19 protein-coding genes are annotated in these 21,451 nt (G+C 50.7%); 10 read left to right on the forward strand and 9 right to left on the reverse strand.

Annotated features, from left to right (window positions below):
• The first annotated feature begins 52 nt into the window (after positions 1–52).
• On the forward strand, positions 53–1,279 hold the full coding sequence (locus tag H6F86_RS06310) for a FecR family protein (protein ID WP_190447259.1): 1,227 nt from the start codon (positions 53–55) through the stop codon (positions 1,277–1,279).
• Between the two features lie 22 nt (positions 1,280–1,301).
• Here H6F86_RS06310 and H6F86_RS06315 read toward each other — a convergent pair whose 3' ends face one another.
• Entirely contained in the window at positions 1,302–3,836 is a 2,535-nt protein-coding gene (locus tag H6F86_RS06315) for a sigma 54-interacting transcriptional regulator (RefSeq protein WP_190447260.1), read from the reverse strand.
• A gap of 483 nt (positions 3,837–4,319) precedes the next feature.
• Between H6F86_RS06315 and H6F86_RS06320 the strand changes: the two genes are divergently transcribed.
• From H6F86_RS06320 to H6F86_RS06335, 4 genes are all read left to right on the forward strand, one after another.
• Positions 4,320–4,994, forward strand: coding sequence for a polysaccharide deacetylase family protein (locus tag H6F86_RS06320; RefSeq protein ID WP_190447261.1), 675 nt, complete (start codon positions 4,320–4,322; stop codon positions 4,992–4,994).
• Positions 4,995–5,140: 146 nt separating this feature from the next.
• Positions 5,141–5,914 carry a hypothetical protein gene (locus H6F86_RS06325; RefSeq protein WP_190447262.1) on the forward strand — a complete coding sequence of 258 codons (774 nt, stop codon included), beginning with the start codon at positions 5,141–5,143 and terminating at the stop codon, positions 5,912–5,914.
• A gap of 144 nt (positions 5,915–6,058) precedes the next feature.
• Positions 6,059–6,679 carry a CAP domain-containing protein gene (locus H6F86_RS06330; protein WP_190447263.1) on the forward strand — a complete coding sequence of 207 codons (621 nt, stop codon included), beginning with the start codon at positions 6,059–6,061 and terminating at the stop codon, positions 6,677–6,679.
• Positions 6,680–6,991: 312 nt separating this feature from the next.
• Positions 6,992–8,368, forward strand: coding sequence for a carotenoid oxygenase family protein (locus tag H6F86_RS06335; RefSeq protein WP_190447264.1), 1,377 nt, complete (start codon positions 6,992–6,994; stop codon positions 8,366–8,368).
• A 24-nt stretch (positions 8,369–8,392) separates the two neighbouring features.
• Here the strand turns inward: H6F86_RS06335 and H6F86_RS06340 are convergent, their stop codons facing one another.
• The 3 genes from H6F86_RS06340 to H6F86_RS06350 all read right to left on the reverse strand — a co-directional run bounded on the left by H6F86_RS06340 (position 8,393) and on the right by H6F86_RS06350 (position 12,309).
• Positions 8,393–9,340, reverse strand: coding sequence for an alpha/beta hydrolase (locus H6F86_RS06340; RefSeq protein ID WP_190447265.1), 948 nt, complete (start codon positions 9,338–9,340; stop codon positions 8,393–8,395).
• Positions 9,341–9,553: 213 nt separating this feature from the next.
• Positions 9,554–10,762, reverse strand: coding sequence for a DUF4336 domain-containing protein (locus H6F86_RS06345; protein WP_199305132.1), 1,209 nt, complete (start codon positions 10,760–10,762; stop codon positions 9,554–9,556).
• A gap of 446 nt (positions 10,763–11,208) precedes the next feature.
• Complete coding sequence (locus tag H6F86_RS06350) at positions 11,209–12,309, reverse strand: hypothetical protein (protein WP_190447266.1); 1,101 nt, start codon at positions 12,307–12,309, stop codon at positions 11,209–11,211.
• Positions 12,310–12,622: 313 nt separating this feature from the next.
• Here H6F86_RS06350 and H6F86_RS06355 point away from each other — a divergent pair, with 313 nt between their 5' ends.
• Positions 12,623–13,123, forward strand: coding sequence for a 3'-5' exonuclease (locus H6F86_RS06355; protein ID WP_190447267.1), 501 nt, complete (start codon positions 12,623–12,625; stop codon positions 13,121–13,123).
• Between the two features lies 1 nt (position 13,124).
• Here H6F86_RS06355 and H6F86_RS06360 read toward each other — a convergent pair whose 3' ends face one another.
• Positions 13,125–13,283 (reverse strand): hypothetical protein, encoded by a 159-nt coding sequence (locus tag H6F86_RS06360; RefSeq protein WP_190447268.1) that lies wholly within the window; start codon positions 13,281–13,283, stop codon positions 13,125–13,127.
• A gap of 206 nt (positions 13,284–13,489) precedes the next feature.
• Between H6F86_RS06360 and H6F86_RS06365 the strand changes: the two genes are divergently transcribed.
• On the forward strand, positions 13,490–13,996 hold the full coding sequence (locus tag H6F86_RS06365; RefSeq protein ID WP_190447269.1) for a DUF1993 domain-containing protein: 507 nt from the start codon (positions 13,490–13,492) through the stop codon (positions 13,994–13,996).
• A gap of 206 nt (positions 13,997–14,202) precedes the next feature.
• The gene (locus tag H6F86_RS06370; protein WP_199305123.1) at positions 14,203–15,393 is read left to right on the forward strand and encodes an MFS transporter; all 1,191 of its coding nucleotides are present in this window, start codon (positions 14,203–14,205) and stop codon (positions 15,391–15,393) included.
• 127 nt (positions 15,394–15,520) lie between these two features.
• Here the strand turns inward: H6F86_RS06370 and H6F86_RS06375 are convergent, their stop codons facing one another.
• The 4 genes from H6F86_RS06375 to H6F86_RS06390 form a co-directional block, all read right to left on the reverse strand.
• On the reverse strand, positions 15,521–16,330 hold the full coding sequence (locus H6F86_RS06375; RefSeq protein ID WP_190447270.1) for an SIMPL domain-containing protein: 810 nt from the start codon (positions 16,328–16,330) through the stop codon (positions 15,521–15,523).
• 68 nt (positions 16,331–16,398) lie between these two features.
• Positions 16,399–17,196: a FecR family protein gene (locus H6F86_RS06380; protein WP_199305124.1), complete on the reverse strand. Its 798-nt coding sequence runs from the start codon at positions 17,194–17,196 to the stop codon at positions 16,399–16,401.
• 483 nt (positions 17,197–17,679) lie between these two features.
• Positions 17,680–17,895, reverse strand: coding sequence for a carotenoid oxygenase family protein (locus H6F86_RS06385; protein WP_190447271.1), 216 nt, complete (start codon positions 17,893–17,895; stop codon positions 17,680–17,682).
• 13 nt (positions 17,896–17,908) lie between these two features.
• Entirely contained in the window at positions 17,909–18,382 is a 474-nt protein-coding gene (locus H6F86_RS06390) for a tryptophan-rich sensory protein (RefSeq protein ID WP_190447272.1), read from the reverse strand.
• Between the two features lie 675 nt (positions 18,383–19,057).
• Here H6F86_RS06390 and H6F86_RS06395 point away from each other — a divergent pair.
• Positions 19,058–20,398: a hypothetical protein gene (locus H6F86_RS06395; protein ID WP_190447273.1), complete on the forward strand. Its 1,341-nt coding sequence runs from the start codon at positions 19,058–19,060 to the stop codon at positions 20,396–20,398.
• Between the two features lie 185 nt (positions 20,399–20,583).
• Entirely contained in the window at positions 20,584–21,405 is an 822-nt protein-coding gene (locus H6F86_RS06400; protein WP_190447274.1) for a mechanosensitive ion channel family protein, read from the forward strand.
• The last annotated feature ends 46 nt before the right edge of the window (positions 21,406–21,451 follow it).

The raw sequence follows: 21,451 nt of genomic DNA on the forward strand, positions 1-21,451 counted from the left end.
GTGCAACGCTTATTTCTTTACTGCTGCTTCGCGCTAGGACTTGGGCATAACTATGCAATTGACTAACATGGGTCGCTTTAGCGCCATTGTTTTAGCAGGGCTATTGGCTGCTTGCTCTTCATCTGCGCCTGATACAGCCCCGACTGCTGTCATTTCGCCAACTGCGTTACCCAAACCTGCTGTTCTTAAACCGATCGCCAAAATTAGCGAAATTCAGAAGTTGCCCGTTTTTGTGCGCTTGCTCAATACAGCTCAAGAAGAGCCTGCTAAAGAAGGCATGGGGCTGCAAGTCGGTGAAACTATTCGGACTCAAGGGCAAGCTTTAACTCAAATTGACTTGGATAACGGGTTAGCATTTCGGCTGGCTGGCGATGCAGTGTTGAAACTCCAGCATGGCAATCGCCTTAGTCTGACTGCTGGCGACATGATTACCTGGGTGCAGCCTGGGAAAAAGTTGCCGACTGAGATTATTACCCCCACCGCTGTAGCAGGCATTCGTGGCACAACCGTGTTTGTCAAAATTCCGAAAGACCCCAAGGAAGGGGTATTGTTTTTTGCCTGGGAAGGTTTGGTGGCGGTGCGTTTGACGGGGCAAACTGAGGAAGTGCTGCTTAAGACAGCAGAAGAAGTACGAATCAGACCCGGCGATCGCGACATTCGTCAGATCCGACAGCGCGTGCGACGCATGAGTCGTGCTGAGTGGCGACAAAAACGCGCGACCGACCCCATCCTACGCAGCTTCAAAAAAGCGCAAATGACAACGCTACCGATTATTGACCGGATACAGCCCGGGCAGCTAGTGTTGCCGTCACCGTCTGCGTCACCACGGCAGGCAGAACAAAGTAAGGAAGCGGCTCCACAAAATCTGCTGAGAGTCGAGACTCAGCCTAGGCTTGAGAATTCACCTAACGCCGAAGCACCGACTAGACTAGATAAACCTAGCACCGAAGAACTTCCCAGAGTTGAGAAGCTGTCTAAAGCCAAAAAGCCAGAGAAAGCCGGAAAGCCAGAGAAAGCCGGAAAAACGGATAAACCAAACAAAGCACCAAAGTCGAGCGAGCGGCCGAACGTTGATTCTGCCTTCCGTAAACCTACACCATCTGGGAAAAAGCAGCCTAAAGGCAAAGACTGGGACGATCGTGCCCCAAAGCAACGCGACAACAAACCTAAGGGTAAAGACCGAGACGATCGTGATCGTGCCCCAAAGCAACGCGACAGCAAACCTAAAGGCAAAGACTGGGACGATCGCGATCGTCCCCCAAAGCGGTCTGACGGCTAACCCAATTCTGTTTACACCCTCTTTACCACCCTACAATGACTTTCCAGGCAAAAGAGCCGATCGCTAGCAGGGCAAGGTGTTGAGGCAGCAAGTTTAGCAGTGATTGACGCGCCAGCTTTTGGGTCAAAATGACGCTGCACCAAAAGGAAAAGATGAGCGTGACGCTTTGCAGAAAGGCGATGACAGCAGGATCGACAGTCGCGATCGGTAAGTTAGCTGTACCAAACCCGAAGGTGGCAAACGTTACAGGAATCACCTGCCCCGTTTCTGTTAAGCCAAGCTTCAGGTAATGGGCAAGGCTTGCGCCCAAAACGAGTGGCAGATAGCCATACGCCAATTCTAAAAAGGGGCGGGGCTTATAGCTTCGCTGTAGTAGCCGGATAAGACTATGAGCAGCGATCGCGATTGCCCCTGGTACCAATAACACTACCAATGAAACGCCTGCGTGAATGCCAAAATTTTCTAGATGTAACTGCCAGCCAAACTGCTCCTCAAGCTCCGGTAAGCGATGTAGGAAAACTGCGCCTAAGAGTAGAAACAGCAAACAAATTTCGGCATACATGGGCTGGTGAGTCGTCCACAGTTCAATGCCTGGTGGACGCAGGTTTAACTCGACCGATCGATGTGGACAGGCTTTCAGACAGGTCATACAGAGGACGCAATCCCGGTTATCTTCAAGCTGTGCTGGATGGGAGTATAGGGGACAACCGCCTGTTTCTTGCCCTTCGCCCTTTTGCGGTCCGCCTTTGTAACATTGATACGTGGTGCAAGTAGCAGAACAAATGCCTTGTTGGGCACGGAGTTCAACCATTGATAGTTTGGCAAACAATCCATTCATGCCGCCGATCGGGCACAAATAGCGACACCAAAACCGACGCTCAAACAACATAGAACAAATGACGGCTCCGGCAGTAATCAGCAGCAGCAAACAACCAGATAAGTAGGCAGTGTCCTCTAAGTTCCACAACTCTTCCCACAGCAGAATGAGTGTAAACATCCCAAACAGAAACCAACCGCCCCATTTTTCTGCCTGCTGTCGGGGCCAGGGTAGTAGCTGACGGGGGTAGAGCCAGAGCGAAACTTTCTGTGCCAGTTCACCGTAAATCATAAAGGGACAAACGGAACACCAAAGCCGTCCCACAAAGGGAAAGGCTGCCAGAATGAGCATCCACCACCATGCCCAAAAGAAATTGAGGGCAATATTGCGATCGCGGCTTTGGGGTCCCAGCATTAGCACAGCAACCACCACAGCAAAAAAGCCTAGCGTAAAGCCATAATTAATGCGATCGGGATACCAAGGACTCCGTAGAAACTGACGCAGCTTCGGTGCTGCATTCAGCAGGTTGACGCGAAACCGTCTAGTTTTAACGCTGGCTGCCCAGAACACTTCTTCTGTAAGAGCGGCGGCACCATTCGATTGCAGCAATGCCCGCTCGACCAGATTCTCCAACTCGGTCAAGTTGCCGGGAAAGTCATAACCTTGTAACCGCCGCAGTGCCTCTGGTGTTACCGTTGGTTTCACCAAGCCTCTAGCCCGACAATACAGGCTCAAATAATACTCAACCTGCGACAGGATATCGGCTTTTCGCACACGCAGCGGCGGCACTCGAATGATGTGCCCAACCAGTTTTTTGCGCTCTAATGCTGGCAACACTTTCTCTGAAGTCATGACCAGACGAGCCTGACTCTCACGCGGCGCTGGAGGCGGTTCGCCCTCGCGCCCAATAGGTTCATACTCTCCTGTTTCCAGCAGCCGTACGAGCTTAGTCTGCAAGTCTGGTGCCAACTCCTGCACATTGTTGAGCAACAGCGTGCCTTCACCCAGCCACTCCAGCAGCCCTGGCTTGCCACCGACACGCCCAAAAAGCTCTGAACCACTGATTTGCAAGGTGTCACAGTCAATTTTGATCATTGGTTCCTGACGATAGCGGGAGCCAAAGTGAATCAGCGCTGTGGCGTTGTCCTTGCCTAAACCTGGTTCACCAAAGACCAGCACCGATTGTCGATCGTTTGCGGCTTTCTTAATCTCCTGCCGCAAGCGTGTAGCATAACGGCTAGAACCAACAATCCCCCGTCGCACTTTAGGTACTAAGTAAGGACGCAGCGCCGTTTGCCGCGCTCGCTCATAGGTCAGTTGTGCCGAAACCTCATCGAGTGCAGTTGCTAGCTGACGCGAGAGTGTCTGGGTGAGTTCAGGATACTGCTGGACGATCGCCAAAAAGTCGGCTTTGGAAATCGTCCAGACTACGCAATCGGTAAGGGTAATGACAGTTTGTTCAGCAGGCTGCTCCAGGGTCAGTTCTTTTAGGTGCAGAATGCTTCCTGGCAGCAGGCTTACCGCATTTGCAAGCCCCGTTTTGCTGGTACGATAGCTCTCCATCCGCCCTGTTTTGAGAATATACAGTGCGTCTGGAAACGTGTCTTCCAGCACCAGTCGACGGTTTTCCTGCACCGACTCTTCCTGCATGGCGGCTGCCATCGCGTCCAAAACGCCATCCGAAAGAGCACTCAAGCTTGTCTGCTCACGCAACCACACGACTTTCTCTGCTTGGTTCATCTCGTTTACCTCTAGCGCTTAGTCAGTGCCTCTATGCTTGAAAGCGTGAGTGCGATCGTACCTGAATTGCTGTAGCCGACAGCACTCCTCAATATTTCGATGCATCATTGCAAGGCATTATCCAGCGCTCAAGGTGTGAAAGCAAATTAGTTGAGCGCAAATTGCTGCGAGTCATGCTCTGCGAGCGTACTCACCCTACTTTGATTTTTTTAGTTGCTGTTTTTGCGGTTAACGTCGCTGTTGTCTTGTAATGCTAAGAAACGAGCTTCAAAGCACGAAACGATGAACCGCTTTTTCACCCTGTTTCTCACCACAATACTTTTGCTTGCAACCTGCTCAAGTGTTGCACACCCGACTTCTCACTCTTATGCGATCGCACAACTACCACGCCCTTTGCCTGCTTGTCGTGTCAACGCTCCAACCTTGTCTGCTGCACCCTTTCCAAAGGTGCACCCTGGGGCTTTGAAGGCGAGAGTGCCTATCATGATGTATCACGACATTCTGCCAGTCAAGCAAGTCCCTTATGACTTAACACCGACAGAATTGAGACAGCACTTTGAGCAGATTAAGTCGAGTCAGGTGACCCCGATTAGCCTTGATCGCTTGATGGATCATCTTCGCACTGGCAGCCTGTTACCTGAAAAACCCATCTTACTGACATTTGATGATGGCTATGGAGGGCACTATCGCTATGCCTATCCGCTCCTGAAGGAGTATGGGTACCCGGCAGTGTTCTCGATTCACACCAGTTGGGTCGGTGTAAATGTTGGTCGGACTCATGTGAGCTGGCAAGAGCTGAAAACGATGGCACATGATCCGCTTGTGACTATTGCCTCTCATAGCCAAACGCATCCGGCGCTTACCAGACTCTCTAACCAAAAGCTGGCACAAGAAGTTGTGGATTCAAAGAAGATTTTGGAAGCGAGACTCGATCGCCCCGTGAAGTACTTCACTTATCCGTATGGCTTTCATGATGCCAGAGTCAAGCAAGCTGTGGCGAAGGCTCATTATCTTGCCGCGCTTGCTTATGCTCTGCCAACGGAGCGCTTTGCCAACCAGTCAACAGATTTGTTGAGTCTCGCTCGTTTTGAAAAAGCTCAGCTTGCAAAAGTGCTGCCTCAAGCCTGGGGCGGTGCTCCTTCAACGCAGTGCAAGTGAGCCACAGTCTCGAACCGTAAACTCGATCGCAACGCCCTTATAATTCAAGCAACTTATAAACGTTAACTAGAAAGATCAACTCCTTGAAAGACTCGCTTCAATAGGATTTACAGCAAGCTAAGGATAGTGAAGCCAATATTGTAAATATGCTTGCTGCAATCTCAGAAGCGACGGCTCCTTCAACCCAACTTGTTGTTCTAACAGGTCTACTGGCAGCAGGACTGGCGCTCATACATCTCTTTGCTGGTCGCTTACGCTTCATTCGATCGACTCCGCGCCATCATTGGCTCTCGATCGGCAGCGGTGTTTCAGTTGCTTATGTGTTTGTGCATATTTTGCCTGACCTAAGTAAAGCTCAAACGACGGTTCAAGAACACTTAGATGCCGAAATAGCATTTCTAGAGCACCATGTCTATCTAATCGCATTACTTGGCTTAGCAGTATTTTATGGACTGGAGCGTGCTGCAAAAGTATCGCGGCAACGCAATCAGGATAGTGGAAACGGGGACGTAACTAGTCCTAATGTTTTTTGGCTACATATCGCTTCGTTTGGTGCCTATAACGTTCTGATTGGCTATCTACTTTTGCATCGGGAAGTACCCGGCTTCATCAACCTGCTGTTGTTTGCGATCGCCATGGCACTCCACTTTGTGGTCAATGACTACGGCTTACGGGAACATCACAAGAAGCGGTACGACCAGAGTGGACGCTGGATTTTAGCGGCGGCTGTAATTGCAGGATGGGCAATCAGTGCTGGTACAGAGCTTTCTCAAGCCGCGATCGCGGTTCTGTTTGCCTTTCTGGCAGGCGGTATAGTGCTCAATGTACTTAAAGAAGAACTGCCAGAAGACCGAGACAGCCACTTCTGGGCGTTTGCAGCTGGGGCAGTCGGCTACGCTGCACTGTTGCTGGCACTATGAAGCAGCATAAAATCGTATGCATAACTGCCCCATCAGTACAGTACGCCTGAAGCAGGAGGAAGCCGTAGACCAGTTGGTGATGAGCGATCGCCCTTCGGAGTTTGAGCAGGGTTAGAAGTAGCACTGGGAAAAGTGGGGTAAGAGATGAAACGAACCTACAGACGAAAAGCCGATGGCAAAAACTGGTCAACGGTTAGGCGCTACATCCTTCTTATCGTCCTGATGGTAATGACGAGCCTTTACTATGCCAGAGAGTCTTACTACTTTGACAATGGCAAGGGTGGTCAGGACTGGCGGATTGGTCAGCCAAAAGTCTCTCTACTGACTGCCAACACGGCTCGCTCGCTACCGCAGTTGCGGCAGTTTGCTCTCACCCTGGTTAATCGCGATCGTCAGATCAACGGCTTGCCACCACTAGTCGAAGACCCCTTGCTCTCTCAGGCAGCACAACAACATAGCCAGGATATGCTGACCCGCCACTACTTTGCCCACGTTAGCCCAGAAGGCAAAACCCCGACCGATCGCTTTGTGCAGTTGGGTGGCAAGGGGGAAGTAGGAGAGAATATCGCTCACCAAACTGGCGCACTCGGTATACGCCTCAATTACGGGTTGTTGGAGCGGTTGCAGAAAGGCTGGATGTATAGCGAAGGGCATCGGCAAAACCTGCTGAAGCGATATTACACTCGTTTTGGCTATGGCATCGTCATTGACCCGCTGAGCGGACAGATGTATGCGGCGCAGGAGTTTGCTTTACCAGCACCTTAACGGCACGCTCATAGGACTGTACTACTGCCAAAACGGTGGCAAGAACAGGCTTAGGAGCTTTCTGAGAAGGAGTGTACCGTTTGTAGGGGGCAGGTTTTGCCAGAATCTTGGCTCATAGCCGATCACGTTGGTAGCAAACATGCCCCTACGGGTATTTTGTTTGCTAGAAATTTCCTTAACTGACTGTAGCGCGGCTTCAAGAGTGACTCTGCCAGATGAACCACCGTTAAGCCGAGCACTCTTACTTACAGGTAGGATCAAGGTGTGCCCACAGCAAGCTTGCAGCCATGCTGTAAATTATTTCTCACCCCTATGACAGCTACCCTCAACCCCTATCTCGCCGATAACTTTGCTCCCGTCCAGACGGAGGTAACTGTCGATGCCTTGCCCATTCTGGGTGAGTTACCAGTTGAACTAAATGGGATGTTTGTCCGCAACGGTCCTAATCCCCAGTTTCCACCGTTGGGTCGTTATCACTGGTTTGATGGCGATGGGATGCTGCATGGAGTCCATATCCAGGACGGCAAAGCCAGCTACCGCAATCGCTATATTCAGACGCAGGGGTTTGAGCGAGAGCGGCAAGCCGGGCGATCGCTGTTTGGTGGCTTGCTGGAACCCTCACAGGCTGGTTTCAAAAATGTGGCGAATACGGCTCTCGTCTGGCATGACGATCGACTGCTGGCGCTCTGGGAAGGCGGCGAACCGCACGCGATCGCGGTACCGAGTCTGAAGACGATTGGCGCTCAAACTTTCAACGGCAAGCTGGCTTCTCCGGTGACTGCCCATCCCAAAGTAGATCCGGTGACGGGAGAAATGATGTTCTTTGGCTATTCGCTAGCACAACCGCCCTACGTCAAATACAGCGTTGTCTCCGCTAAGGGAGTACTGCGAACCGTCCCAATCGATTTGCCAGTTGGGGTGATGATGCATGACTTTGCCATCACAGAGCACTACACCATTTTTATGGACTTGCCCCTTACCTTCCGCCTGGAACGGCTGCAACGGGGAGAACCTGCCTTTGCCTTTGAGCACGATCGCCCCAGTCGGTTTGGGATTCTGCCTCGGCATGGTGATAACCAGACGATTCGCTGGTTTGAAGCGTCAAGTTGCTACGTCTTTCATACCCTGAATGCCTATGAAGCGGGAGATGACATTGTTTTAATCGCCTGCCGGATGAGCAGCACCAGTGTTTTAGGCACGACTCCTGGTACCCATGAAGGCGATAATCGTGGGGTTGGGAGTGATGTGCCCTTGCTCCATCGCTGGCGGTTCAACTTAAAGACTGGCGCTGTGCAGGAACAAACCCTGGACGATCGCCCCTGCGAATTTCCCCGCACTAATGAACAGTATTTGGGACGGCAGACCCGCTATGGTTACGCTGGCAAGACTGCTCCAACCGAAATGCCTAAATTTGATGGTTTACTCAAGTTTGACTTGGAGTATCAGAGCGCTCAAGTGCATTCGTTTGGCACAGGACGCTACGGCGGTGAGGGTGTGTTTGTGCCACGACCAGGCTCGACCGTTGAAGATGATGGCTGGTTGATGACCTTTGTGCATGATGAAGCTCAGGATACATCTGAATTAGTCATCGTTAGCACTCAAGCAATGAGCGCTGAACCGATCGCCCGCATACAGATGCCACAGCGGGTTCCCTATGGCTTTCATGGTACCTGGGTTTCCTTGCCGTAGTGCTAATGGGCATGACTATATCGATCAACCTCTGGTCTGCCGCGCAAAGGCTAGCAGATGCTCTGCAACGACCTGGGGTTGATCGAAGTGGGGTACATGACCCGCGCCCTTAATCCAAACCAGCCGACTGGTGCAAATAGCTTGCTCAAACCGAGTGGCATCTACGGTTCCTAAAACATCATCCGCGTCTCCCCACAGAATCAAAGTGGGATGAGTGACTTGAGCAATACGTTGCCTTTGGCTCACGCGATCGTGTTCGCTTAGATCCGCATAGCCACCACTCTGAGTTAACGAAGTAATTGCCTCCTTCCACCCCGGCATCTCCTGATGCAGCAACGAGCAACGCAGGGCATCGACCAGGGTTGGATTCATCATTGGCAGCACTAAGGCGGCAGCCAGAGCAGCGTGTTTACGCCAATACAGCCACTCGGCACCTAATTCGATGAGCGGCTGAGGGAGAAATTGCCCGACTGGAAAGCTACCAGAGAAGCCAACACTATCCATTAAAACGAGTGCTTGCACCCAACTGGGATGATGCAAGGCAAAGTCGATCGCCACTGCACCCCCTAAAGATGCCCCCACTAAAACAACAGGTTGCTTCACACAAGTTTCTAGCGTGCTAAGCAAATGTTGCCGGATGCTTTGAGGCTTGACGGCAACCGTAGGAACGTAGGCGGTGAACCCAAAGCCAAACAGATCGATCGCCCATGTTTCGTGGCTACCTGCTAGAAGGGGAAGCAAGCGTCGAAACTCCAACAGGGAACTGTCGAAGCCATGCAGCAACAGTATGGGAGTAGCGCCAGGTAAGGGAGGCGATGCCTCCGGCGTGTAATGGACAGAAGCGGTCGCCACAGCAGTTATACCCTCCTGAAATGGCACCTGAACAACACGACGCTCAATTTTTTGCAGGAGGGCGATCGCCTCCGCGTCTCGAATCTCAGCTACAGACGGCGGTAGAAAAGCAGCAGTCATTCGCTTTAACCTGAGAATCTCCTAGAGCCGCTCATCGTCCTCCTCGATCGCCTTTAAGTGTGCCTCAGCGCTGCTTGCTTAAACATGCCCCTGGTTTAACGCTCAGACACGCGATCGCGCCTAATCCCCTGTACGTCTAACCCTTGCCCTGTGCTTTTGGGGTTGTGCTAAAAATAGGGAGCTTTCTGAACGAGAAGAGCCGTTCAGACTGGTTCACTGTCTGGGGGGCTTTGTCAGACCCCGCTGATCCAGGAGCGCCTCCAGCTTTCTGATAAATTCGACATCTTCTGACGGCAGCGGATGACTCGTACTACCAAACGTTTCCTGCTCAGGGCAGGCGGGTTCAAACACAGCAAACGCTTGCCGGAACGCCTCAGGCGTCGTTGTGATGGGCGCATCAAAGTGGCAGGGAATAACCCGCTTAAAGTCCCAACTGGCTACTTGATCAACCCAGGCTAGGACGGCTTGTGGGTTATGGTCGAGGATGAAGGTCTGGAGGATCGGAGCCACAAAGGGACGCCCCTGCCCACGCAGAGCCTCAAACGATCGCTCCCAGCCCGGTTGCCACTGAAAGGGAAACAACCCAAAGTAGGCTTTCTTAGCATGGGTTGGTGCACTCCAACCGTCTCGCAGCGCTTGAGCCAGACCGACCGTTTTGAGGGTACTTGGCTGAAAGTAGAGGGCAAACAGGGCAATGCGCTGCCAACCCCGACGGCGGTTTGCTTCGGTATCCTCCATCACCTCCAGTGCACTGTTGCGTGCATGGAAAAGCAGAGGGTAAGGGTCTAGCTCAAGGATTGCTGGAGGGTGTTCTGGCACAGACAGCACCGTATCTGTTACTAGCACGGTGCGCGATCGCTTATGCCACAACGCCACTTCGCCAAAGGAACCTTTACCCAGATTGATATCTAAGATCGCATAGTCAAAGTCATCGGCAAAAGGAGTCTCAGCACTATTAGCTGGCAAGATTTGGGTGCGTCCACGTGGGAAACCTAGCCAATGCAGGGGGAAATTGAGTGGAAAACTCCACTGATGGGGTGCCACAAAAATTTGCGCTTCGGGAAAGCAACGGGCAAAGGGCGGCACAAAGACTTTATGTTCCAGACCAGAAGCCGTAGGCAAGATGATGTAGCGAACGGCTCCATGGCTGGTTTCCAGTTCTTTGACCAGTTGGATACACTCTCGTGTGGGAGCGATCGGCGCATACACGAGTAAGCCACCGGCTGCAAGTTTCATAACCGTCATCCGAATCGGCACCACTGTGTAGAGAATGCCCTGCACTTGGTCAAAGGTCCAAAGCGTCTCGGGTATGACCTCTCGGCGCAGAGTGCGACGACGCAGATAGGGATACAGTGGCACCAGAAACCAGAACCACCAAGCCTGCTCTCTACCATTGATTGTGTCCATCGATCGCTTTGGCATGACCTGTGGTTTCACTACGGTTTGCTTCACGCTCTGCCTCCCCAAGGGCGGCAATAAAGCACGGTTACTTCATTGTATGCAGACTGCGGTGATACAGACGCTCATCGCACTTCGGCTTCTAAACTGGTTATACGCAGCAGGATGATGCTTGAGAAAGGCAACTAACAGGGAAGCTGTGCCACTACAAACGCAACACCTTTTGCAAGTAGCTCAAAGTGAATCGATCAATCTAGAACACCTCCTTAAGGAAGCTGAAATTTATGGGTTGTTCACTCAATTTTGCTGTTACTTGCCATATTTGTTCTTCTGTCTTTAGAGGGTGTTATGCAGTTTTGTAGAACTCAAGCTGGAGAGGGAATGCAGCATTCCTTCATCTTTTTGAGCTGTGGCTGAAGCTAGTTCAGAGAGTCGCTCCTTTTCAAAATGCTTAACACCCTCTAGAGCGATTACAATTTCTTCCAGGCTTGAATCACTTGCCGCAACGCTGGGGGAAGGTTTTTCATCTCCAAGTCAATATACTGAACCGTGCTCCCTGTTGCTTGCAGCATGGTCGTTGGATAGTCTGCAAATGCAGCACTACTGAGATAGCTCAAGCCGTTCAAATTGCGGAACTGTTTTGCTTCAAGCACCTGCTGAAACTGCTTCAATTGTTGCTGAGATAACCGCTTCAACACAACAGGACGTGAGCGGATATTGGGAGCGCTAATCAATTGTGTGATCACGCCATCGTTGGTTAACGTGATCTGTGTAACCTTGCCCATCAGACCGCCGCTGACGATCGACTGAAAAACAATGTTAGCTTCAAGTACAGGCTTGTTTTCCTCTGGCATAAAGGAAGGCACTAATTCGCCGCGGCTGCCGCTTGCGGTTGAGTTTTGCACAATTCGGTCTGCTGCTTGATCCAGGTGATAGACCCAACTGCGATCGCCGCCCGTTACAATCGCTTGCCACCCAGAAATCGCAATTCTGGTACAAGCTTGCCCCGGCTTATAAATACCTAGACAACCATCCCAAGTTGCCGGTTTGACCGCTGCAACACGCAAGCGGCTGACTGGCACTCGCACTTGTCTAGCAACAGTTTGCAGCAAACGCTGGCTGACATCGGCTGGTAAAGTTACAACATCGGGCTGCGGTTCTAAGCGGATTGCGTTAGCAGTTCCGTCTGTGCGATAAAACAAATTTTGCTGCCCGTTGGTCACTTCAACCCGCCAACCTTCGACGATCGCTTGCAAACAACTTTCAGCCGCGCCTCCCAGTCCCAGACAGCCGTCTGACCAGGTTTGTCGCGTAAAACCGACAATTTTGACATCTTGCGATGGCACCTTAAGCTGCTGCGATGCAGACTGGCGTACCTTTTGTTCAACCGTTGGCGGCAAAGAGTCTGATTGCGCCATCAACTTTGATGAAGGCACAACCTTTTGAGGCATTGATGAAGCAAGTCCGGCTTGCTTTGAAACCCCTGCACTTGTCAGTAGAATCAGTCCAGTAAGGACCACAGTAGAAATTTGACGTAGGAATTTGGGTGTTTTCTTTGATGTGTCTGTCATGGTTAGAAGGATGGTGAACGATGTAAATGATGGTTCTAACTTAATCAGTAGATTCACAGGTTACGGTCGTCGTTTCTGAATTTGGTACAAGCACAGATGGCAGAACGATCTTTTGCTTAAGCTGACCATCGGTGATACCACTGTCAACGTCACTACACGATACGTTTGAGCATCAAACCGGAGCCGATCGCAGGAGGGCAGTGGGTAAGTCTAGTTAGAGTGGCAAGACTAAAACTGGCTGTATCTGTGAGATCTAGCCTCATTTGGGCATGATTATGAAGGTGATGCTTTAATGGCTCTGGATGACTGCCTCATGACGACCTTTGTTGCCTTGGACTTTGAGACCGCTGATCATGGTCGTGATAGTGCCTGCTCTGTAGGCTTGATCCGTGTGGAAGACGATCGCCTTGTGCAACGGGTACATTATTTGATACGTCCCCCTCGCGCAACCTTCCGGTTTGCTCATATCCACGGCATTCGCTGGCAAGATGTGGCAGACGAACCTACTTTTGGTGAATTATGGGTTTCAATCCAACCCTTCTTGCAGGGTGCCGCTTTTCTAGCCGCTCACAACGCATCCTTTGACAAAGGCGTGCTCTACGCTTGCTGTGACCTTTATGGTATGCCGCGACCGCTACAGCCCTTTGTTTGTACGGTGCAACTGGCACGCAAAACCTGGAACCTTCATCCAACGAAACTGCCAGATGTGTGTGAATACCTGGGCATCGAGTTAGAGCACCACCAGGCGTTGTCTGATGCAGAAGCGTGTGCCCGCATTGTAATCGCAGCCAACCAGCCACAAAGAGTTTGCTAGTCTAAAGGCGGCTCTCGGAAGCCTGATCCAGCTTGAGTGAGCGAGCCACGATCGCCTGCACCATTAGCAGATTTGCCGTCGATGTTGTTTGCCAGGTGTCGTATAGCAAAGGATGAAGGATAAGGGATGAATCGAAGCCCTTGCTCCAAGGACGTTTCAAGGTTGATGTCTCTCCTAACGTTCTCTTCGACTGCTATATGACAACAGCGACATTATGGGTAGCGTGTGTTGTCTTATTGGTGGCGTGGCAACAATTTAATTTCAATGACGCTTAAGCATCAACGCTTCACTCAGAAAAATTAGGTCAAGCATTTGTCTCTTAAAAAGGGACAATACGCTTAATGATGCGATTTAGGAGCATTAGTCATGACCCTTTCCATGTATCAAGCTTCAGTACCTTTGCTCACGCGATCGCTTCATAATCTCGTGGCTATTTTAGAGAAGGGTGCTGCCCACGCTGAAGCTCAGAACATTGATCCGATTGTCCTGATCAATAGCAGGCTCTATCCCAATATGTTTCCGCTCGGACGACAAGTTCAAATTGCTTCAGATATCGCTAGACGGGGAGCTGCAAGATTAGCAGGACTGGAAGCTCCCAAGCTAGAAGATGACGAAACAACGTTTGCTCAATTGATTGATCGACTGCATAAAACCACTGCTTACCTGGAAACCCTTACCCCCGAACAGATTGACGGCTCGGAGAAAAAGTCGATCACCCTACCAGTGGGTCAAGACACAATGACTTTTGAGGGGCTGTCCTATCTCCTGTACTTTATGCTGCCAAACGTTTCTTTTCATGTGACAACGGCTTACAATATCCTGCGGCATAGTGGCGTTGAGTTGGGCAAACGCGATTATTTAGGACAATTTTAAGGGCGATCGTACCTGTAACGCTCTATCAGTCGGCAAAAACGGTGGGAGCTTTGTGCTCTGATTCGTCAAACATGGTTCTTAGGTTTCTTGCTCTAGCGGAACATAGATTCAATCGGGTCTTATGTTCTATGTGGAACGTGCAATATCATGCTTCTAAAAGGTGACAGCCTTACAGATTATTGACCTTCCGTTAGATTGCGCTACCTGTGACTGCTAAAAAAACTGTTTTTCTTCTTGCTCTCTGTCAGGCACTTGCCATGACAGGCAGTATTGTGCTCTTTACCACGGCTGCCCTAATTGGCTCAACCTTAGCGCCAGACAAAGCTTTGGCTACTTTACCACTAGCGATTTTGCAATTGGCAACGATGCTGACGACTATTCCAGCCGCCTTCATCCTTAAGCGGTGGGGGCGTCAGTTCGGCTTCATGACCGGGGTTTTAGTCGGTTTGAGTGGCGCAGTGTTAGGCGTTTATGCAATCTTTGCAGGCAGCTTTGTTCTCTTTAGTCTGAGTACACTGCTGTATGGGATTTTCGGTGGTTTTGTGAGTTATTACCGCTTTGCGGCGGCGGATGTAGCACCAGAAGCGGACCGCTCACGTGCCATTGCTCTTGTCATTTCAGGAGGCATTCTTGCCGCCTTCATCGGACCAGTGTTAGCAACCTGGACGAAAGATTGGTTGCCTGTCACCTTTGCTGGAGGGTTGGTGGCAATCGCATTACTCCAAAGCCTTACGTTGCTGCTCCTTCGCTTCGTCGCTTTGCCACCACTGGTACAGCCGGAGCACCAGGAACCTGGACGCGAGCTAAGCACGATCGTGCAACAGCCTGTGTTCATTGTGTCAGTGCTGGGCAGCATGATTGGCTATGGCGTCATGGCGCTACTGATGACAGCAACACCCCTGGCAATGGTTGCGGAACACCATCCCTTTCACGTAGCAGCTTCAGTGATCCAATGGCATGTGCTGGGGATGTTTACGCCGTCCCTGGTTACGGGCTTTTTGATTACGCGCTTTGGTGTGCTGACCATTGTGCTAGCAGGCATTGTCCTGAATGGGCTGTGTGTGGCGATTAATTTGACGGGCACCCAGGCATCACACTTTTTTGGAGCGCTGTTGCTGTTAGGGATTGGTTGGAATTTTATGTTTATTGGCTCGACCACGTTGCTAACTCAAGCCTATATGCCGATAGAACGGGCTAAAACACAGGCAACCCATGACTTCCTTATGCTGAGCTTTGTGGCTTTCGCCACGTTTTTCTCCGGTCGGCTGATGAACGATGGAGGCTGGGCTGTCGTCAACTACACAGGACTCGCGCTTATAGCAGTCGCATTTATAGCAGTGTTGTCTTTGTGGCGATGGCGCTCGACGCAACAGCCCCAAAAACTGGAGCGTCTATAGAACGCTGGCAGCATAGAAGGTTCTTGCAAACACTTTCTTCGCTCTACCGTTGCTCTTCTGACACGCAAGCCGTAGAGCGAATCGTGGTTGGAGTGATATGCAGTGCACGCGACTCGGCTCCAGTCTTTTACTGCATACCATAGGTGACACTAATCTGGCTTCTCACCTTCACTTCTGGCACCGCCGCCGCATTGTAAGGCGGGAGAGCCGTTTCATCGGGTGTAGCGAGTAAGGAGGACGAAACTCCAACCTTTGAGCCACATCCTACGGAACTAGCAGCGCCCTGGAGTGGTAGAACGGTCACCAAGAGAATTTCACCCACCTGCATCCGCAGCGCTTGTGCCAATGGTGTCATTTGTCGGCGCGCATCAGCCAGTGCTAGCCGTTGGGCTGACTGTTCTAGCGGCTGGCAGCTCTTCACTGAGTAAGCGGCACCAATACTTTGCAGGAATAATTGCTGACTCCGAGTTACTGCCTGATTAACCGTCATCACCACTTTTTGAACCTGTTCGCGCGTCGGTTTTAGCAGTGTGACTAGCAAGTGCGGACTTTCTAAGGGACTAGTCTGGAGCTCAATCTGGTCAGCCTTAACGCCAGCCTCTTTCAAGGCTGTGACCAACGGTTGCAGGGTTTCTGGCGTTACTGTGGAAGCGGATGGTAACGACACACCCGGCAACTCTGGAGCCGAGAGGCTGTTGCGGCTCCCCAGTTGAAATTCTAGTATGGCGCGATCGGCAGGCACCGTTACCTGTCCTTGCCCAACAACAGTGAGAGCACGTTGAGTCAAAACCAGAGGCGATGGTGTAGCACCAGGCTGCAACAGCAGCAGTGGGTTAGTTTTTTTGGGGGTTTCAGCCTGCCCCCTTTGGGCTACCAGCGTCCAGCTTCCAAGCAACAGCAAGATAAAGCAGCAGGAGCGTGTAAGTACGTTACTCATGAAGTCGTTCCTTCAAACCTTTTTACCACTGGGCACTACCGTTTGAGTCTCTAAGACCACCTGAACAATCACGGCAATGGTCTTTTCGGTGAAATCAAAACACCTTGCCAGATCGAGTCAAGTTTACCGGCGCTAACCGCTGGTAGTTTGATTTGGCGTTGCAAAGCGTCGAGCGTTTCTGCCCGTACCGCTGCAAGGGCTGGATCTGAGCGCTTGCTTGGAACGTCCTGAGACAGTTCTAAGCCCTGCACCAACTCGTTCGTTTCATAAAAGGTTTTTAAGTCAAACTGAGCAATGCGAGTAATGCGATCTCTCACAACGACAGCCAATTGTCCTGCTTGCAGGGCTTGGTTCTGTGAGCGGTTACGGTTACCAACCTCGATGCCGCTATTGGTTAAGGCTCCGACAACGGTAGTATCTGTTGCGGGAGTGTACTGCACGAACAGGGCAGAGCCTCGAATACCAGCGGAAGCATTCGGTGTCCTAATATTAGTGCGCCCCTGCCCTGGTGAGATCAATAACAACACCGTGCCATTGTCGAGGCGCAAAGTCCGGCGATTGGGCACAAACCGAAACAGCGCTCGTTCGCCAATACGAGCCAGGGAACCATCGTTAAACCGCAGTTCTACCAACGCTGACTGAGCCGTTGATAGCGCATCACCGGGGGTTAAGACATCTCGGCGTCTCGCTGGACGGGGTGCCTGGTCACGCAGAAGGAGCCGTACTGAGTTTCGCAATGACTCGATCATGGCACGAGCCAGGGGCGTTTCAGCGTGGGCGCTGCTCGGCATTAAGAGGGTCGTACTGGTGGTCACTGCTAAAGCAAATAGCAATCGTAAGGGACGCCATAAAAGCTTGCTAGGCATAAGACACCAACGCTAACCCGCTAAACAGCTTCTTTAACATAACCAACTCTTTAAGTGCTGACGAGTTTTTGGTGCTTGAGGTGCTTGAAAGACCCTCAAATTTGAAAGCAATGTATGACTTGTCGTGGTTCGGCTGACACCAACAACCCAGCAATAGACATTCACTGCCTACTCCAGTCCCTTAAGTTCCAATCCCTTAAGTTAAGGAGAGTGAAAGCTAGCTACGCCACGTCAACTGTTAACACTTCCGTGTATTTTCTGCTGCTATCTCGCCTTGACCTGGTTTAACACCTGCTTGATATAAGAGCAATCCCTCCCCCTGGGTTATCTTTCTAGTTTCTGCGTAACTTAAATTCTTATGGGAAAGCGATTACACTCGATCGCCCGTAATTCTACTCAAGGCTTAGCATCCTCCCCAGATAGTTTCCTATACTCGTTTTCACTTAAGAAGCCTATGTGACTGGTGGAGCATATACAGCACGACTAATACAGTGACCCCTTTTTTGTGCTCAGTTGTAGTATCGGTGCGGCAACAAAGACAGGTTCACCAAAGTAGTAATCAGGCGAGTGCCAAATCTGAACCGTTCCATTTTCCATTGCATTAGGATACGCAACCAGATTGACTACTGTTTCGCCATCTCGCTCAAAGGCATTCACATGATGGAAGGTTAAGCATGGCTCATTATGAGTAGTTACCATTCACCTGGGTTAATCACGCTGCTTCTGGGTTCAGGTCAATCATACGGCGAGTCGTATAGGTCCCCACCGGACTCCAAAGCAGATAGGGCAGCAATAATAGGGCAGCCTCAAGGGATTGTTGCCCTACCAGCAACGCTAGCACAGCGCCCAAGACAACTCCCAATCCACCCAAAAACGTCCCGATCGCCAAACTCCGTGATCGTAAAGTGGCGGGAATATAGGCAACTGTTACCACTTCTACCAACAGGTAAAGCCCCATAAAAATCCAGGTTTTGAGGCTGCCTGGTTCCTGCTGCCAAACTAGCCCCGCTGACCAAGCACCACAGAAGAACGCAACTGTCCATATGAGCGGGATAGCAGGTTCAAAGAATAACCACCTGGGGCGATCGAGCTTGGCTGCCCAGGGAATATCACGCGGTCTAAAGAAGAAACTGCCAAAGGCGACCAGAGTAGTAATGCCACCGATAATGAGCCAGGAGTTCAACATCCTTAGGTTCCTGCAAAACACATTATTGACGGTAACAATCTGCTCTAGGGTCAACATCCACCATAAGGACAGGTAATACCAATTTCACGCACATGCTAAGGGACAAGCAGTTTAGCGTTATCGTCATCCCTCCGCACTCAACTCTACCCAATTGGACACCAGGCTGTGATGGTTGAAGCTTTTCCACAATTACAAATGCCGACGCTACTGATTTGGAGAAAAGATGATTTGAGCTTCCTAAAACTCAGGCTAAAGCAGCAGTAAAACAACTGCATGAGGGCTATCTCAAAATCATTCCTGATTGATTTCTCAGTTAAAACAACTTGATTGCTTTGTCATCGTTATAAATGAATTTTTAAGCAAGATAGCGTGAATCATTTTTGAGCGCGATCGCTCTTGAAGTCGGTACGCCGTCAATCTAACGAGCGATTGTTGAACGCTAAAGGTTGATAGTAAAAAGCCAATGAATTCAAACACAGAAAGCTGAAGGAATTCTTTAACGTTAGATACTATACATTGCATACCGAATCAGACCGTTATGAGGATGAGGCAAAGAACTCATGAAGCAGCGGTCAAGCTTATGACAAGAAGGGAACTCTACAAGTTTGGAACCAGTGTAAGAACTTAGCTGGTTCCCTTGAGCTACCAAAATTTATCGTAAAGGACAACTATTTAATGTCACGTTCACCTGCACTTTTAGGCAAACGTCTTTTGACAGCAACAAGCTTGGCACTTCTGACGACGCTGCCTATTGCTGCTAATGCCTTAGCCTTACCAGACTCTTCCTCTGTTAGTCAGGGTGGTAAGACGCAGCAGTGGTTGATGGCGGACAAAGATGATAAAGACGACAAGGACGATAAAAAAGGACGTGGCAACGATCGGAACCGTGACCGTGATGACGATCGAAAAGGTCGCATTGACCTGAACCGGGCTAAAAATATTGCTCGACAAGCCGCAGAAGCAGCGAATGGAGGCGTGAGCGTGTACCGGGCAGCAGCATCCATGCACGGACCGGCTAAACTATCACCCTTTGTCGATAATGGCGACTCCTGGACCTGGACCTTTTTAGGTGGACGACCGGGTGCTTCCCTAACGGCGATCGAAACGGTTGTCACCGTTTATAAGGAAAGCAGTCGAGTTGTAGTCGTTTATAACGGTGCCGCACGGAGCGCCACAACTCGCGTTAATAGCTGGAACAGCCTGCTTCGAGTCGCACGGTTGGTCGATCAAAATTCACTGGTGCTCCAACTGGATGTGCTCGATCGACCCGCTGTCAACGCCGCCTCAGCCTTTTACGAAGTCTATGCCCGTCGCAACAACCGCTGGGTGTCGGTCTACCGCACGAATGCAACGCAATTGGTTGCTTCTTCTAGCCAGGTTAGTTTAACCCCGGTTGTCATTCCCATCCAACAGCTCGGACTCGGCAACGTCGATCTGTCCCGATTAGAACTGAGAACGGTTGCCTATGCCAGCTACGGTGGGCAGCAAGTGGTGCTGCGCGAAAGTGTGCAACGCTATCAATCCCTGACGCAAATTTCAAGCGTGCAGCAGATTAGTACAGTTTCAGCTACAACTACCACGACTACAGACACGACCACGACGACTGGCTCCACTACAAGTACAGGTACATCAACGGTCAGCGGCGGACAAACGGTAACGCTTACCAATGGCTACCGCGTCACCTTCCGAGGCGTATCCTACAGCAGCAACACTTCCACCTGGCGTTACTACGTCGAAGAGTTGCCCGTCGCTCAAGATTTAAGTAATTGGGTTTTGGGTTTACCTGCTTGTGCTCAAGTGGCAAGTGCTAGCCCCAAAGGCGAACGGGTTAATCCTGACCCCAATGCCCGGATTAGTGGTATTAAGTGGCAACCAGGCGGTGGCTTTGTGCAGGGTGAGTTTTCTGTCACCTTGAATGGACGCTGGGCAGTGGGTACGACGACAGTTGCCGTCAAGGGTCCTGATGTTGCCCGTGGAGAGCTAGCGGGACCTAGCTGTAGCGCTTTGAATCAGTAAAAGCCTTGAATCAGTAAATAAACGTTGAAGCGGCTGGTCTCGGTCTTACTTTAAGGTCTCCGCTTCAACAGTTTTCTTTGCTGTGTCGCCTTATGTCTTATTCTTTGTATGACTGAGCTTTAAGGTGCAGGAAACGATCGCCTTGAAGCTCAGCATCGTTTTTTAAGGAACAACTGTAGCGTGTGATGGAGATATTGTCTTTCGTTTTGCTAGCACAAGTTGCCTCTCCGGTTGCTACCTCAGCACAAAATCTAAGTTATGTAACACTCCAGATTTTGTTGAAGCTTTTGTGGGCGATCGGGATTCTGATTCTGACCCGCATTGGCATCAATGTAGCTAGCCGCACTGCTCGCAGAGTGCTAGTCCAGGTAGAGCCAACGCTGCGAAAGTTCTTCATTCAGACAGCAGAATTTTTAGCACTCATCGTTGGACTTGTTGCAGCTCTCAATGTTGTCGGCATTCAGACCACAACCCTAGTGGCAGTATTAGGCGCAGCAGGGTTAGCGGTTGGTTTGGCTTTGCAAAATACACTCTCTCACTTTGCGGCTGGCATTATGCTTATTGCCTTTCGTCCCTTTGAGGCAGGCGATGTTATTGAAGGTGCAGGAGCAACGGGCGTAGTAGACAGTGTGGGCATCTTCTCAACCACCATCTTGACCCCAGACAATGTAAAAATCGTTGTACCCAATAACAATCTCTTTGCTGGAACGCTGAAGAATCTAACAGCAATGGGGACGCGACGAGTTGATTTAGAAGTGGATATTGGTAATCGCCCGATCGAACCGACTATTACCTCTTTATTGTCTCTGGTTCAACCGCACCCCCTGGTGTTGAATGACCCGAAACCTACCTGTAACGTTGCTTCTGTTAATCCTGAAAAGACGATTTTGTATCTCCGTCCCTGGTGTGCTGCAGAAGTATATGAACAAGCACGCTCTGAGATGCATCAGTTAGTGCATGAAGCCCTGTATCAGCCACGTACCAGTGAGGACGAGGGAGGGCATTAGGACGAGGGAGTTCCTTTTGCCGCTTGTCCTTCTCTACGGCGACCAG

Source organism: Phormidium sp. FACHB-592, from assembly GCF_014695795.1.
Lineage (GTDB): Bacteria > Cyanobacteriota > Cyanobacteriia > Leptolyngbyales > Leptolyngbyaceae > Stenomitos.

Excerpts from the sequence above, each read along its gene's own strand:
- H6F86_RS06310 (WP_190447259.1), top strand. The coding sequence starts at position 53 with ATGCAATTGACTAACATGGGTCGCTTTAGCGCCATTGTTTTAGCAGGG.
- H6F86_RS06315 (WP_190447260.1), bottom strand. The coding sequence starts at position 3,836 with ATGAACCAAGCAGAGAAAGTCGTGTGGTTGCGTGAGCAGACAAGCTTG.
- H6F86_RS06320 (WP_190447261.1), top strand. The coding sequence starts at position 4,320 with ATGATGTATCACGACATTCTGCCAGTCAAGCAAGTCCCTTATGACTTA.
- H6F86_RS06325 (WP_190447262.1), top strand. The coding sequence starts at position 5,141 with ATGCTTGCTGCAATCTCAGAAGCGACGGCTCCTTCAACCCAACTTGTT.
- H6F86_RS06330 (WP_190447263.1), top strand. The coding sequence starts at position 6,059 with ATGAAACGAACCTACAGACGAAAAGCCGATGGCAAAAACTGGTCAACG.
- H6F86_RS06335 (WP_190447264.1), top strand. The coding sequence starts at position 6,992 with ATGACAGCTACCCTCAACCCCTATCTCGCCGATAACTTTGCTCCCGTC.
- H6F86_RS06340 (WP_190447265.1), bottom strand. The coding sequence starts at position 9,340 with ATGACTGCTGCTTTTCTACCGCCGTCTGTAGCTGAGATTCGAGACGCG.
- H6F86_RS06345 (WP_199305132.1), bottom strand. The coding sequence starts at position 10,762 with ATGCCAAAGCGATCGATGGACACAATCAATGGTAGAGAGCAGGCTTGG.
- H6F86_RS06350 (WP_190447266.1), bottom strand. The coding sequence starts at position 12,309 with ATGACAGACACATCAAAGAAAACACCCAAATTCCTACGTCAAATTTCT.
- H6F86_RS06355 (WP_190447267.1), top strand. The coding sequence starts at position 12,623 with ATGACGACCTTTGTTGCCTTGGACTTTGAGACCGCTGATCATGGTCGT.
- H6F86_RS06365 (WP_190447269.1), top strand. The coding sequence starts at position 13,490 with ATGACCCTTTCCATGTATCAAGCTTCAGTACCTTTGCTCACGCGATCG.
- H6F86_RS06375 (WP_190447270.1), bottom strand. The coding sequence starts at position 16,330 with ATGAGTAACGTACTTACACGCTCCTGCTGCTTTATCTTGCTGTTGCTT.
- H6F86_RS06380 (WP_199305124.1), bottom strand. The coding sequence starts at position 17,196 with ATGCCTAGCAAGCTTTTATGGCGTCCCTTACGATTGCTATTTGCTTTA.
- H6F86_RS06385 (WP_190447271.1), bottom strand. The coding sequence starts at position 17,895 with ATGGTAACTACTCATAATGAGCCATGCTTAACCTTCCATCATGTGAAT.
- H6F86_RS06390 (WP_190447272.1), bottom strand. The coding sequence starts at position 18,382 with ATGTTGAACTCCTGGCTCATTATCGGTGGCATTACTACTCTGGTCGCC.
- H6F86_RS06395 (WP_190447273.1), top strand. The coding sequence starts at position 19,058 with ATGTCACGTTCACCTGCACTTTTAGGCAAACGTCTTTTGACAGCAACA.
- H6F86_RS06400 (WP_190447274.1), top strand. The coding sequence starts at position 20,584 with ATGGAGATATTGTCTTTCGTTTTGCTAGCACAAGTTGCCTCTCCGGTT.